Origin of the sequence: Methanolobus profundi (genome assembly GCF_900114835.1) — an archaeon.
Lineage (GTDB): Archaea > Halobacteriota > Methanosarcinia > Methanosarcinales > Methanosarcinaceae > Methanolobus > Methanolobus profundi.
On sequence record NZ_FOUJ01000006.1, the window covers coordinates 106,523 to 121,682 of the forward strand.

At 43.6% G+C, this 15,160-nt stretch carries 11 protein-coding genes; 5 read left to right on the forward strand and 6 right to left on the reverse strand.

Annotated features, from left to right (window positions below):
* Nucleotides 1–19 precede the first annotated feature (19 nt).
* The 6 genes from BM008_RS12810 to BM008_RS12835 all read right to left on the reverse strand — a co-directional run bounded on the left by BM008_RS12810 (nt 20) and on the right by BM008_RS12835 (nt 9,228).
* Nucleotides 20–478 carry a hypothetical protein gene (locus BM008_RS12810; protein WP_091937645.1) on the reverse strand — a complete coding sequence of 153 codons (459 nt, stop codon included), beginning with the start codon at nt 476–478 and terminating at the stop codon, nt 20–22.
* A gap of 224 nt (nt 479–702) precedes the next feature.
* A complete protein-coding gene (arsB, locus tag BM008_RS12815) occupies nt 703–1,881 on the reverse strand; it encodes an ACR3 family arsenite efflux transporter (RefSeq protein ID WP_091937646.1) in 1,179 nt (392 codons plus the stop codon).
* 432 nt (nt 1,882–2,313) lie between these two features.
* Nucleotides 2,314–2,862: a ferredoxin domain-containing protein gene (locus tag BM008_RS12820; protein ID WP_091937648.1), complete on the reverse strand. Its 549-nt coding sequence runs from the start codon at nt 2,860–2,862 to the stop codon at nt 2,314–2,316.
* A 95-nt stretch (nt 2,863–2,957) separates the two neighbouring features.
* Nucleotides 2,958–4,010 (reverse strand): GTP-binding protein, encoded by a 1,053-nt coding sequence (locus BM008_RS12825; RefSeq protein ID WP_091937650.1) that lies wholly within the window; start codon nt 4,008–4,010, stop codon nt 2,958–2,960.
* A 126-nt stretch (nt 4,011–4,136) separates the two neighbouring features.
* Complete coding sequence (locus BM008_RS12830; protein WP_177188068.1) at nt 4,137–7,958, reverse strand: PAS domain S-box protein; 3,822 nt, start codon at nt 7,956–7,958, stop codon at nt 4,137–4,139.
* 85 nt (nt 7,959–8,043) lie between these two features.
* On the reverse strand, nt 8,044–9,228 hold the full coding sequence (locus BM008_RS12835; RefSeq protein WP_091937654.1) for a PQQ-dependent sugar dehydrogenase: 1,185 nt from the start codon (nt 9,226–9,228) through the stop codon (nt 8,044–8,046).
* A gap of 195 nt (nt 9,229–9,423) precedes the next feature.
* Between BM008_RS12835 and BM008_RS12840 the strand changes: the two genes are divergently transcribed.
* The 5 genes from BM008_RS12840 (at nt 9,424) to BM008_RS12860 (ending at nt 15,134) form a co-directional block, all read left to right on the forward strand.
* Nucleotides 9,424–9,759, forward strand: coding sequence for a winged helix-turn-helix domain-containing protein (locus tag BM008_RS12840; RefSeq protein ID WP_091937656.1), 336 nt, complete (start codon nt 9,424–9,426; stop codon nt 9,757–9,759).
* A complete protein-coding gene (locus BM008_RS12845; protein WP_245748043.1) occupies nt 9,759–10,043 on the forward strand; it encodes a carboxymuconolactone decarboxylase family protein in 285 nt (94 codons plus the stop codon). The genes BM008_RS12840 and BM008_RS12845 overlap by 1 nt, the downstream gene beginning before the upstream one ends.
* Nucleotides 10,044–10,149: 106 nt before the next feature.
* The gene (locus BM008_RS12850) at nt 10,150–10,803 is read left to right on the forward strand and encodes a GbsR/MarR family transcriptional regulator (RefSeq protein WP_091937658.1); all 654 of its coding nucleotides are present in this window, start codon (nt 10,150–10,152) and stop codon (nt 10,801–10,803) included.
* A gap of 333 nt (nt 10,804–11,136) precedes the next feature.
* Nucleotides 11,137–14,556, forward strand: a complete 3,420-nt coding sequence (locus BM008_RS12855; protein WP_091937660.1) for a PAS domain S-box protein — start codon at nt 11,137–11,139, stop codon at nt 14,554–14,556.
* 149 nt (nt 14,557–14,705) lie between these two features.
* Nucleotides 14,706–15,134: a nucleoside 2-deoxyribosyltransferase gene (locus BM008_RS12860; protein WP_091937661.1), complete on the forward strand. Its 429-nt coding sequence runs from the start codon at nt 14,706–14,708 to the stop codon at nt 15,132–15,134.
* Nucleotides 15,135–15,160 lie beyond the last annotated feature (26 nt).

Consider the following 15,160-nt stretch of genomic DNA (forward strand, 5'->3'; position numbering starts at 1 on the left):
GGATCAGCTTTTCTAAAAATCAAAATCCGAACAACGATGTTACATCCATTACCACGCTGGCAACAGTATATTTCACGGTACTTGTAACACCTACAGGCTCTACAACGATCTCACCATTATCCTTTGCTGCGATGAACTCTGACAATGGGTCTGATGATCTTAGAACGCTCCTTATTGTAAATTCATTTGCACCTACAACCATAGTAGCATCGAAGTCCTCATCATCATCAACCTCTTCAAAACTAACTATAGATGCATCTTCTGTGACCGCCTTCACATAGACCTCATCACCGTCGTCAGTGACGATCACAAGTTTGATGACCTCATCACCCAGAAGAGATACAAGGTAAGATGGGACCGAGTCCACGTTCGCATTATATTCATCTACATCATTTTCAAGATCCTTGACTATATCAGCACTTGCCACCGGCATAAGCAGCATCAGAAATAACATTGATATTATGAGTATATGTTTCATCCACGTCCTCCATTTTTGATATGTCTTTATACCCCCTAGTGTCACATAGAGATTATGTGAAATACCCTGAGCACCCCTTACATACCAGTACGCCATCATTCTAATTATACATTTTTGACAGTAATTAAAATATATAGCTAATGTTGAAGAGTTGATGTACTTAATTCAATATATAGATGCCTATAATACAGAACCTGGCCATATCCAAAAAAGGAAAAGGAGGGTCAGCTGAACCATCCCTCTGTTCTCAGACATACTCTCACAAGCATCAGCATCACAGGCACCTCGATAAGAACACCCACAACAGTTGCAAGAGCAGCACCTGATGAAAGCCCGAACAGTATTGTAGATGTGGCGATAGCCACCTCGAAATGGTTCGATGCTCCGATCATTGCAGAAGGAGCAGCATCCTTATAGCTTAGTTTCAGGAGCTTTGCAAGCACATATCCAAGAGTGAAGATGAACACAGTCTGGATGAAAAGTGGAACAGCGATCCACAGTATGGTCAATGGCTGTGAGAGTATCGTCTCACCCTTGAAACTGAATAGCAGTATCAGTGTGACAAGAAGTGCTGTAATGGTCACTGGTGTCAGCAGATGGACAAAACTCGTATTGAACCATTCCTCACCTTTCGTCCTGATTATCATCTTCCTGGAAATATAACCTGCTGCAAGCGGAAGTGCAACATATATCCCTATTGACAAGGCCAGTGCCTGCCAGGGCACAGGAAGCTTTCCAACCCCTAGCAGGAAACCTCCCAGAGGACCGTAAAGGAAGAGCATTGTCAGTGAATTGATAGCGACCATCACAAGCGTATGGCAGTCATTTCCACGTGCAAGGAAACCCCATACAAGTACCATTGCAGTACATGGAGCAATACCCAGAAGGATACAGCCTGCAAGATAACTCCTCCATAGAGGGATCTCAAGCATTTTAACACCATCCTGAAGCACAACAGTACCTTCACCATAGCTCGCGCCAACAGGAAGGTCGAGTCCGAATGGCATCTTCACAAGATCTGTTGCTTCAGGACCAATGAACCCGAGAAACAAAGTTCCCAGGAAGAATATCGAAATAAGATACATGGTGAACGGCTTGATAGCCCAGTTGATGAACAGTGTAAGCCCTACTGGCTTCAGGTTCTGTCCTGCTTTGAGCACTTCACCAAAGTCTATCTTCACCATGATCGGATACATCATGAAAAAGAGACAGATGGCTATAGGAATAGAAACCACTGGTGCTTCATCCACATATATTGACAGGCTGTCAAGGTATAGTGCAACCCCTGGTGCGAACCTACCCAGAAGGATCCCCGCAACGATACAGAGGATCACCCAAACGGTCAGATACTTTTCAAAGAAAGCAAGGCCTTGCGGCTCCTTAGTTATGCATGCTTTTGCCATAGAACTTATCCCCACTGATGTTCTTTTTGCAATACTAGATACAACGGCATAAGGATTTATAAGGATTGTTCTAAAGGCAAAAATAGATAATTTATCTAAATTCAGATAAGCAGAGATATTGCATACCGAACCACAAGACCTAGGTCCCCATCACTTCTTCCAAAATATAAGCCTCAACATTACCTGTCATTGGAGTATTTAAATTTTATTTGAAATGCAAGGACTTTTATAGGAACAGGCCGTCCTGAAGCCGAGGACTATTTTTCAATAGTACCACCCCCCCAAACCCCCAATTGAACACTGATAATGATTATCAGTGTTCTTTTACATAATTGACCTTAAAAGAGAGATCTTTTACAGTTGTTATAAATAACACCGCTTTTTTACAGATATCCTAACGATCGCCTACCTCGTAGACGGTCTGACGGCCATTCACCTAGTGGATGGCCTGTCAAAGAAGATGTTCTTGCCCTTTACACTCAAGGGAATTGCCATTGCAACATCTGCATCTATCATATCATAGTAACATGCAGCAGCACCAGCTGAGTACAACACCCTGTTGTCCACACACAGATCCTTTGCCTTTGCAGCTGCAGAGCCAACAGCAATTCCAAGGTCCATGTATTTGATCATACAATGAGGACCTGTGAACTCAACCTTTACCTTCTTGTGTTCTATCATTTCCTTGCAGGTCTCAAAACCACATGCACCACAATTAAGTGAACTCACACCTGAAGACTTCAGTCCGATAAGCACAAGGCTATCTGCATCCCTTACATTCTTTGCATCACGCATCAGGAACTTCATGCCCTTGATATCACTGAGCTCTTCCATTTTATCCGCAAGCTGCATTCTTTCATCATCATGAAGAAGATATGTAACGATATCATCGACACCTTTTCCTTTTGGTGCGGTCCTTGCAGCTACAAGAATGGTCTTTGCAAGTGGTCCGATCACATCGAGTTCAGCATTCTGTATCATAAAAAGAGAAATGCTTCAATGATATTTAGTCATTAAGATAGAAAAGATGATGGCAGGAACATAGAAGCAGTTCCTGTCATGAAATTAGTGTACGATCATAGCTCAAGAGTTATGATATTTGGTTCATCATGAACCTCTGAACTTATCTTCTCAAAAGAGACACCTTCCTTTTCCAGTGTCTCCTGAATACTGCCATCCACGATATCTACAAGTTCCTCTTTAGGGACCTTTGTCACAGCACTCAGGAATTTGAGGTGCTCCTCACCATCACCGAACTCATCAAGGATCTCAATGACAGGTTCACCTTCAGAAGAGGTCAGACTTCCCTTTATAAGACCTTCCTTGAACTTGAAACTGAACTTAATATGACCTATAAAATCAGGATTCAACTGTTTTACCTTATCTTTGATGTCCATCAAAAGATTCACCAGCATCGTTGTGACCTTATCAGGATGAATGTCCTCTGCCTGTATGGAATACTCACCTGCATACGTGCCAACACCTGACACTTCCATTGAATTGAGATCCTCACGTTCCTGGTGAATCTCACTTTCACCCGTGAGCAGGTCCATGAACCTTTCAAACTTCTCATCAGCGTTCTTTGCAGAGAACTCAACAACGATCGCATCCGGATTTATCTCCAGTACTTTCTGCGTTGAGGAAGCTATGGTTTCCCTGTCCACTAGATCTATCTTATTGATACAGACGATCTCAGACTCCTTTATCTGGTTCTCAATGAACTTTGGTATCTGCTCCCATTCAACACCGAACCTGCTTGCATCCACAATAGATACAACAGGTGAGAAAGACACTTCTCCCAGATCCATAAGCTCGATATGTTCCTTGATCTGCAGAGGGAAAGCGATACCTGTGGGTTCGATTATAACAACATCCGGTTCATAATCCTCGATAATGGTCTGAAGGGTGAATTCCATGCTGACCTTAAGTGAACAGCATATACAGCCACTGGTGAGTTCTTTTGTGACAAGACCGCTACTTGAGATGGTCTCACCATCCACTCCAACCTCTCCAACCTCATTTACGATTATGGCTATCTTATGTCCCTTATCGATCAGATGTTTACCAAGGTTCCTTAAAGTAGTCGTCTTTCCACTACCAAGAAAACCACCTATGATTATCACTTTCATTATTTCACCATGATTAGCAGATATAAGGAGTAAAGGATGTTCACTGACCTTATATTGATCCCGGAACGGTCAGTATCCTGATATACCCTATACTAAAAGGAATTACAAATAAATAGCCATTGACGATCAATCAGGAACAGAATGCTGCTGTAAAGGCAGACGGATGTGTATCGTTGTTCCTTTACCTTCTTCACTTGTGACATGAATGTCCCCTTTATGATCCTCGACTATCTTTTTACAGATATAAAGACCAAGCCCGGTACCTCCATATCGTCTTTTTTCCGAGGAATCAACCTGATAGAACCTCTCGAAAAGTTTTGGGATCTTGTCTTCCGGGATGCCGATCCCCGTATCTGAAACTTTCAGGTACATGGAACCTTCGGAAGTATGAGCTGAGATCGTTACTTTACCGTCCTGAGGTGTGAATTTCACAGCATTGTCTATTAGATTGACAAAGACATCCATCATCTTATCGCGGTCAGCATACAATAACGGTAGCTCACCCTGAATATCCTTAACAAGCTCAATACCCTTGCTCTCTGCCTGAAGTATGAGGTCCTGAATGGAATTACTGATAACATCCTGTATATCTATATTGTCGAACGAGTAGTTCAGCTTACCGGACTGCGCCCTGCTTAGATACAGCAGCGAGTCCACAAGTCTGCGAAGCCTCTCAGAGTTACGGATCACGGTGTCTACTGCCTTCTTTTGCTGTTCGTTCACAGGACCCAGGGTCTCATCTGCCACCAACTGGCTGTAACCCTGTATAGATGTAAGTGGTGTTTTGAACTCATGGCTCACATTGGACAGGAAATCATCCTTCATCTTATCAAGGGATTTCAGTTCTTCGTTAGCTGCTGAAAGCTCATCGTTTGCTCTTGAAAGTTCATCCGCATACTCACGCAGCTTATCCTCTGCTCTCTTGCGCTGGATCATCCTCCACATGCCTTCCATGAACAAGGTCAATTGCCTGACGTCAGCATCATTGTATTCCTCTTCCTTGTTCGCAACACCGGCATCCCCCACTATTTTCTTGCCATCGACTATCGGGATGCCCATGTAGCGCTGTATCGTTATATGGCCTTCCGGATAACCATGTTTCAACGGATTTGGAGCCTGGAAATCATTGACAATGATAGCTTTTCCCTGCCTTACAGCTTCTCCCCAGACACCTGTACCGGCAAGAGAATACTCCAGTTTCTTACCCTTGACCCTGCACTCTTTCATGATGTTCTTCGACCAGGAGTAAACAGTAAGTGTCTCACCATCATCGTTCAGGAAAGCAACATAACCTATCTTGCTCTGAGTGAGCCTGACCGCTTCTTCCTGTACGAAATCGGCTATCTCCTTTAACGAGATATCCGACATCTGGTTGATCTTCCAGAGGGCCTCAAGGCGTGATTCGTCAAGTCGCAGGGCCTCCTCTGCCTTTTTCCGCACAGAGATATCACCAAAGATACCAATACCACCGAGGAAGGAACCATCATCACCAATATTAGGACTGTAATCTGCCTTGAGATAGACATCCTTACCGCTTATCACTGTATGATATCTTCCTTCAAAATGGCCTACCTTTCGGGAAAGAACATCATCCACAGCCTTCCTCATGAGTTTGTCCTTTATTCCGGCAACCATGTCAAAGCCAATGACATCCTCTTTCTTCTTCAGACCTATTATATGCAGAAACTTCTCATTGCAATGGGTCACGATACCATTGGAATTGAAATGGAAGATACCAAGAGGTGAATTCTCAAAGATAAGGCGGTACTTCTTCTCAGCCTCATGAACAGCTTCTTCGGCCATTTTCCGTTCTGTGATATCCTGTAATGCTCCAGTGACGGTCACGACCTTACCATCTTCGATCATTGGATTTCCAATTGTTCTAACCCATTTGTGCGTACCTTTGGCTGTGATCATTTCCAGTTCAAGGTCGTAAGATACACCTTTTTCTACGGCTTCATTGACAGCCTTTTCAATACGCTCCCTTGAATCCGGTGTGTAGAAACTCAATCCCAATTCAACATCAGTAGGAGTTGAAGGATCTAATTCATGGATCGTTGCAATTTCAGGCGTCCATGTTCCCTTACCAGTAGCAGCATCAAATTCCCAACCTCCTATTTTGGCTATCCTGCTAACCTCATTAAGAAGAGCTTCACTTTTTTGCAGTTTATCTTCAGCAAGTTTACGCTCGGAGATATCCTCAAAGACCCCAATTCCACCAAGGAATGTACCATCTTCTGCAATATTTGGACTATAATCCGCTTTGATGTTGATCGTGATATCGGTCGTAACTGTGTGGTATGCTCCTTCAAAGTGACCGACCTTCCTTGAGAAAACATCAGAAACAGCTTTTTTCATGTCCTCATCTACGATCGAGGCAATAATATTGAAGCCTATTACATCCTCTTTTCTCTTGAGTTGCATTATTTCCAGGAACTTTTCATTACAATGGGTAATGATACCTTTCTCATCGAAGTGGAATACACCGAAAGGGGAATTCTCAAAGATCATGCGATATTTGGCTTCAGATTCCAGAGCAGCTTCTTCGGCTTTTTTCCTGTCTGTGATGTCGATCACAATGCCCTGATAATAAGCAGGACCACCACTCTCATCCCTGATCAGATGGGACCTTTCGGTCACCCAGCGAACTTCCCCTGATTTAGTGAGGATACGGTACTCCTTGGAGAAGAACATCTTCCCCTCAACCTCAAGCTGGAACACATCGTTCTTCACATGTTCAAGGTCATCGGGATGGATCATATCCCTGTATTTCATGTTCCCGGATGTGAGATCATCTGGAGCATAGCCGAACTGTGCTATGTTCTCTGATACGAAGACCACGGGCCAGTCTTCTTCTGCGCTCCACAGGAAAGCTACAACCGGACTTTTCCTGTAGATATCTTCCTGTTTCTCGATGGACTTGAACTTGTCCTTCAATGTCCTGTGATCTACCTTCTGCTCCAACAGTTTACCGATGGTCCCAAGCATACCCCCGTAATTACCTTCATCATCAGTAAGTGGAAGCAGGAATCCACTGTGGTAAATGAACTGCCCGTCCGGTTTGACGAAGGGGAAGATGTCATAGTTCCTTGACCTGAGACTATCTTTTGCTATCTGGAAGATATCGACAAATCCAAGCTCACCTTCGTCCTTGTGATGAGGGATGAAACTTGCCAGTTTCTTTCCTATAACTCCTGACCGGTCCAATCCTGAAATGGATTCCATTCCCTTGTTGAAGTAGACCACATTGTCATTCTTATCTACCACCCAGACACCGGTCCACACGTTCTCGAGCATATCATCCGTTAAATGTGTCTCTTTCTGTATGGTCTTACATGAGGAAGAGCTCTGGAGCAGGGTCCATCTGCCATTCTGCTGTATGATAGTACCGTCGTGCATTCCGATGATATCTATTATCTCCGAGCGGGTTCGTGCTTCCAGCAGGAAAGCGAATATAGCAACGATACCTTTCATCTTTATCAGGTCCATTGCCTTCTTTTCGTATTCAACGAACCTGTCCCAGGCATCATCACCCACAATGGTGAACTTATCGACTATCCTCAGTCCCTTGTAGCCTTCTGCTATTGCAATGTTGTAAAGCTCTTCCCATTTATTGAGGTCCATTTCAGAGACCGCACCCTCACCTGCAATATAGCACTCGTTACAGGCTGTGAGCATGAGCTGACCATTATCCAGATATTTTTCAACATCAAGACCTGCGCCTTTCAACATTTCCTTTGCGCTGTCCTGATCAAGCTGGCCGGAAACACCCCACAGACAGCACTCGTTGTTCCTGAATCCTGCTTCAAAGAAAGCTGCCACTATGTCAACGAACTCTTCAGTGTTCTCATATAACAGGGAGAAATAGCTACCCTGCGTCATGTCCTCAACGAAGTCTATGTCCGAATCGATGTTGTGTATGCTGATGTTATAACCCCTGAATGACAATAATTGTTGGTCTGTGATATGAATTGATATTAGTAAGAGCATTGAGCTCTTATATTTTACTTACCTCAGCCGTGCCGGACATTGATCATCCTGCATAGTATATCCTGTATATCTTCCCCGCATTGTCATCGCTGACAAGTAGTGAACCATCATCTGCAACTATCACATCAACTGGTCTGCCGCTTATGGTAGCAGCTCCGAGCCAGCCTGTTGCAAAGTCACTTACCTCACGGGTATCCATGTCTATACTGACCACCTTGTAACCGGTAGGGTCCTGACGGTTCCATGAACCGTGGAAACAAACAAAGAGATCATCTTGATACTCTTGAGGGAAAGTTTCACCATCGTAGAATGTAAGTCCCAGTGGAGCTGAATGGGCCTGGAGATCAACAAAGCTCGGGATCTTCCCTGTATCATTGCAGGGATCGCCTGTGTATTCACTGTTATTGAAGTCCGTGTCATAGATGTTCTGACCATAACACGTTGGCCATCCATAGTCGCCGCCTTCTGTTATGAGATTTACCTCATCCGGTGGCAGGTCATCGCCAAGCCAGTCCCTGCCGTTCTCTGTAGCATATAGCTCACCTGTGACAGGGTGGAATGCCAATCCCACTGAATTACGAAGACCTTTTGCAAATACTGTGAGGTTACTCCCGTCAAGGTCACTTTTTGATATAGCTGCCCTCATCTCGTTCGATTCATAGCATACGTTACAGGAAGAACCAACACTCAGGTAAAGCTCTCCATCATGTATCTTCACTGTCCTTGTGTAATGCCCGCCTGTTGGAAGCTTATCGATGATAACTTCCAGACTTTCATCGTCTGCCACAAGGTCCCCATCATCATCCCTGACTCTGATCACTCTGCTTTCCTCTGCAATGTAGAACCATCCATCATAATAGTCGATGCCATGAGGATAATCCAGATCAGATATGAATACCTGCACCTCATCAGCCACATTGTCCCCGTCCCTGTCAGGAAGAATGGCAACAAGACCTTTGTTAGGAATAGATACGAAAAGCAGTCCATCTTTGATCATCATCATGCGCGGACCAGGAGACGGACCTCCGAATGAGAGCAGGGTACTTCCAAGGTCATCAGCGTACACATCAATGACAAAACCGGATGGGAGATCGATCCCCTCCACACCGGAACCTGCCACAGTGGGCCTCACACCAAGATAGTTTGCTGAGAATAGCACCAGAAGGACTATCACTATAAAAACAACAAAGATCCACCAGATCCTCAGACCTATCAATAATCGTGACATACGCAACCCCTGTTAATTGTTATTGTTCGTAGGATAAAAGGATTTGCCAGTTTCTGGTGTCCTGTACGTGTGTCTCTGGAACTGCTGTCATTTATTGACCATAAGTCTAAAATACAAAATATGCACAATCTATTTTGCTATTTTCAGTAAATACTGAATATAGCATATTTGTACTGGAACATAGCAGGTGACAACATGAGTGAAGAAGATATGAGAAAAAAACACGAGTGGATGAGCAAACTGGAAAAAGAGGGCAGGCTCAAGGCAAATCCCACTGAGGACCATGCAATAGGTTTGAGGACAATGCAGAACCCGATCCGCAGAAAGATATTGAAGCTCCTGTACGGAGGATCACTGAGCCTGGAAGAGATAGGAGAAGAGATCAGCCTCAATAGCTCTCTGGTGAAATTCCATGTGGAAATGCTGGAAAATGCCCTGTATGTTGACAGGATAGAGAACAGCGAACCACTTGCATATCAGATATCACCCCGTGGAGAAGGATATCTTGTAAATGTAGAGGAGGCAAAATAATGAATGACCCGGATAAAATGGAAGAGATCGACCGAAGGATCGGTTTCTCTGCAATGAAAAAAGCTATTATGGAAGACGGGGCAATTGACAGAAGGACAAAGAAGCTGCTTGCTATTGCAAGTGCTGTTGCGGTTGGCTGTGACACATGTTTTATCACAAATTCAGGATACGCAAAGGATGCCGGCATATCTGATGAAGAGATACAGGAAGCAATACTTGTAGCCTCACTTATCAGAATGGGATCCGGGCTGAATTATACCTGGAAGACCATAAACAAGGAATGAACAGGTCACCCTATACGACTGCTGCAACCATACAGGATATTATATCCAAAGAAAGTATATTGGTTGAACATCTGTCCGGCACGGAACTGATGTATGAGGTTAAAGTATGGATACAGACGGGAAAAAGGAAAAGTTAACAGCTAACATACGACCGGTCCGTCCGGGTGACGACAGGATCGGCAAAGCTGAGCACCATAGTTTCCCCTCTCCATGTCTGCTGTGCAATAGAAGATCAGTTTCCCAGGAGTATCCTGAAAGTGCGAAGGATGAGTTCACAGAACTTCTGACACAGAACCTCAAAGCAATGGGATTCGATGAGATATCATCAAAGATACTTGCTTTCCTTTTCTTCGAGACCGAGGAGATGTCACTTGAAGAGATCTCAGTTGAAACGGGTTACAGCCTTTCTGCCATCAGCACGGCCATGAAGAAACTTTCACAATACCACATACTGAAGCGGTTCACAAGGCCCGGGTCCAAAAAGGTATTCTTTATCCTTGAGAAGGACCTCATATCCCTCAGTACACAAATGCTTCGAATGAGATATGAGAGTATTTTCCCCCTTACAAAGAAGATACTCCCCGGTATCATCAGGGAATATGAGCAAAAAGGACCAGGAAGCATAGAAGATGATCTTGAGGTCATAAAAGCTTACTACGGTCAGATGCTGGAACTTGAAAATATCTATGGAAAATTACTGGAGATAATGGACAATACAAATATTGATATTGGGAACAGGAATTCTCTGCAGGACGAATGAACATATCCTTTTTTTATCAAAAACGACCATACCAGATCCCTGTATAGGGTGCTGAATACAATACCAACTGCAAAATTGCCTTTTTTTATATGTATTTCAATATCAGAGAACTCTAATTAAGGGTCATTCATATACATTCAAAATTAATAGTTCATATGTATTAAATTCTATAGTCACTGCATATATAAATATCATTAATGCACAAAAACTAAAGAATAGATACTAAACAATTGTACTGATCACAGATAAGAACAGAGATGCAGATCATAAAAATATAGAACAGAGTAGCTACTTTTACGAATATGAAAGCAACAGCATACCAGATGTGAACCTATGGAAGATGGATGTGAGCCTCAGGTAAGCTCAGACCACCTGAGAAAGGAACAGGGGACAGCATGTCCCGTGGAGAGGACCACATCAGGGAAGTGGTCAGGTACAACGGAAGAGAATGGAACAGATGATTCCGAAAGAGAGATCACTATCGAACTTCTTGACCTTTTTAATCGCTCGAACGACCTTCATGACATGATCAGGTCTGTAATAGAACTATTAAAAAGCTGGTCTGACTGCGAGGCAGTTGGTATCAGATTGAAGCAAGGAGATGACTATCCATATTACCAGACAGAAGGTTTCCCTGAAGCTTTTGTAGAGATGGAGAACTCACTTTGTATAAAGGACATAAATGACCAGATATCCAGGGATGATACCGGTAACCCTGTCCTTGAATGTATGTGCGGGAACGTTATATGTGGACGCATAGACGACCAACGAACATTTTTTACCCGGAAAGGAAGTTTCTGGACGAATTCCACATCGGAGCTACTGGCAAATACCTGCGAAGAGGACAGACAGGTACGCACACGTAACCGCTGCAATGGTGAAGGATACGAATCAGTAGCACTCATTCCGTTACATGCCGATCGGGAAATATTCGGACTTATACAGCTCAACGATCACCGCAAAGGTATGTTCTCAAAAAAGCGGATAGATCTTATTGAGCGTCTTGCAGACAGCATAGCTCTGGCACTTGCACAAAAGCATGCAAAAATGGAACTTCAGCTAAGCGAGAAAAGAATGAAAAGTATTTTCAAGGCTGCACCTGTGGGTATTGGTGTGGTCTCGAACCGCATTCTTACAGAAGTTAATTCAAAGATCTGCGAAATGACCGGGTATGAGCCAGAGGAACTCATAGGTTCAAGCTCAAGAATATTGTATCCCAGTAATGAAGAATACGAGTATGTTGGCAGTGAGAAATACAGGCAGATAGCAGAGGATGGAACTGGTACAGTTGAAACAAGATGGGAGAAAAAGGATGGTACCATCATAGACATATTATTATCTTCAACCCCTATCGACCCAAATGATCTCCATTCAGGGGTAACGTTCACGGCTCTTGACATCACGGAGCGTAAGAACGCCGAAGACACATTAAGGACCATGGCTGAAACCGCTGTATCTCCAGGAGAGGATATATTCAGGATCATTGTCCGACAACTTGCAGTTTCCCAGAAAGTACCTGTTGCAATACTTGCAAGTATAGAACCTGAAGGATCTGCAATTGCAAGTACTATGGCTGTCTGGAACAACGGGGAATACGTTGATAATTTCAGTTACGATACCAATGGAACGCCATGCCATAATGTCACTAACAATGGACCTTGTTTCTATCCTTCGGGTATCAAAGAACTGTTCCCTAAGGATGAGATGCTAAAAGAGATAAATGCTGAAAGCTACTGGGGCACTCCTTTAAAAGATAGTGACGGGAAGAACATCGGACTCCTCTTGATCCTTGATAACAAGCCAATGGAACATTCAACAAGGACCCATTCCATACTCAACAGTTTTGCTGCACGTGCCGCTGCTGAAATGGAACGAAAGAGAGCAGAAGAGGCTTTAAGGGAAAATGAAAGGAAATTCCGCAGCTATGTGGACAATTCACCCACCAGCATATTCGTAATTGATAAAAATGGTCATTACGTCGATGTGAATCCTGCATCATCACAGATCACCGGATATAGCCGTGAAGAATTATTATCCATGGACCTTATGGACCTGTCACCTGATGATGATAAAGATAACTGTCTATCGCTCTTCCAGGAACTTATCGAAAAGAACAGTCTTTCTGCAGAAATGCCCTTTGTTAGAAAAGAGGGGACACATGGCTACTGGTCATTTGATGCCATCAAACTCTCAGATGAACACTACCTTGGTATACACAATGATATCACAGACAGGATAATTGCCGAGGAAATGCTTCATGCAGCAACACAGAGGCTGACCATTGCAACCAGATCTGCGGGAATAGGTATATGGGAACTGGACCTTGGAACGAATTCCATCATATGGGATAGGCAGATGCATGCATTATATGGCACCGAATGGAGCGAAACACATGGAACCCACGACCATTGGAAGAGCATGATCCATCCGGATGATCTTCAAGAGGTCAACAGGACCATAGAAGGATCCATAAATGGGAAAAGAGAACATGATAATGAATTCCGTATTATACGTCCTGACGGTGAAGTACGGTTCATTGAAGCTCACTGGGTAGTTAAGCATGACAGGAATGGCAAACCTCTAAAGATCATAGGAACTAACTGGGATATCACTGACCGTAAGTTATCCGAACAGAACCTGATAGATAGTGAAGGAAAGCTTGAACTCGCAATGGAGACATTCGGACTGGGATTCTGGGAACTGGACCTCAATACAAATATGCTGTTCCAGAGCCCACAGATGAATGAGATGATCGGTCTGGGACCTGACCATCAGTTCGATGACATTGAACTATATCTTGCCAGGATACATCAGGATGACAGGAAGATAGTTGCATCAGAGTTCTCTAAAGCCATAGAAACTAACAGCTCTTTTAACCTTGACTGCAGGATAGAACATCTTTCCGGCGAATGGCTGTGGATATCGCTTAAAGGTAAGCCTTTTGGAACCAGTGAAAATGGGAAACCTCACCGCATCATTGGTACCCAGGTAGACATCACCCCAAGAGTAAAGGCTGAAGAGGCATTATTGTACTCCAAGATCATGGCCGACGATGCGAACCGCATCAAGAGCGAATTCATGAAGAACATGTCCCATGAGCTCAGGACACCTTTAACAGCCGTGATAGGATTCTCAGATGTATTGCTTGATCAGGACTGTGAGGGATTAAGTGACTCCCAAAGGAACTACGTGCGGTACATACACCACAGTGGTAACAGTTTGCTGGAACTGATCAATCGTATCCTTGATTTTTCAAAGTATGAGATAGATGATCCTGACAGGATCACTCTTAAAATGCTCTCTTTTGACACATTCATCAATGAGAGAACTAAGATCATGTCGCAGAGAGCTTCAAAGAAGAACATCAAATTCACTGTTAAGAGAAAAGATTCTATTAAGAAGTTCTATGCTGATGAAGACAAACTTACCCAGATAATCCACAACCTGCTTGACAATGCGCTTAAGTTTACAACAGAAGGTGGTTCAGTGACCGTGGAAACAAAGGAACATGGGAACATGTTGCAGGTCTCGGTCATGGACACAGGAATAGGTATCGAAAAAGAGATGATCGGAAAGATATTCAAGCCCTTCGTGCAGATAGATGGATCCGTTGCCCGCAAGTATAGCGGTACCGGGATCGGTCTTGCCCTTACAAAGAAGTTCGTGGAACTTCACAATGGCAATATCATGGTAGATAGTGAACCAGGAAAAGGTAGCAGGTTCACCTTTGAGATACCGACCGACCCCAGATGATAGTTCTCTGGTGCTTGTTTCCCGGCAAGTGATGATAAAGGAGATACCATAGGAATGATCCCTTTTATATTATTTTCACTTCGCTTACAACACTGTTATTAAGCAGACTGACAATATACAGCTCCCTTAATTCAATGGATGGAATAATAATGGATGGAAAAAAACAGATCTACTTAGCAGGACCTCTATTCTCACAGGCGGAGATGGATTTTAACGTAATGCTCAGGGATAGATTGGTGGAAATGGGTTTTTCAGTATTCCTGCCACAGGAAGATGGCAATGATACAAGATCCAGTCGTATGGAAGAAAGGCAGAGAAACATCTTTGAGAACGATGTTCGTGGTGTTGATGGCTCCGACATAGTACTTGCAGTACTGGATGGTGGCAGCGATGTGGACTCAGGAACCGCATGGGAGATGGGATATGCCTATGCAAAAGGAATTCCGGTCCTTGGGCTTAAGACCGATTTCAGGACATTCGGTGACGAAGGCATTATTAATCTGATGATGGAAATGTCGATCGAAGCCCTTGAGAGAGATATAGAGAGCATGCTCAAAGTGCTTGAGAACTATCTTTGAAACATATCGAAACAAAAAAGAAGTGA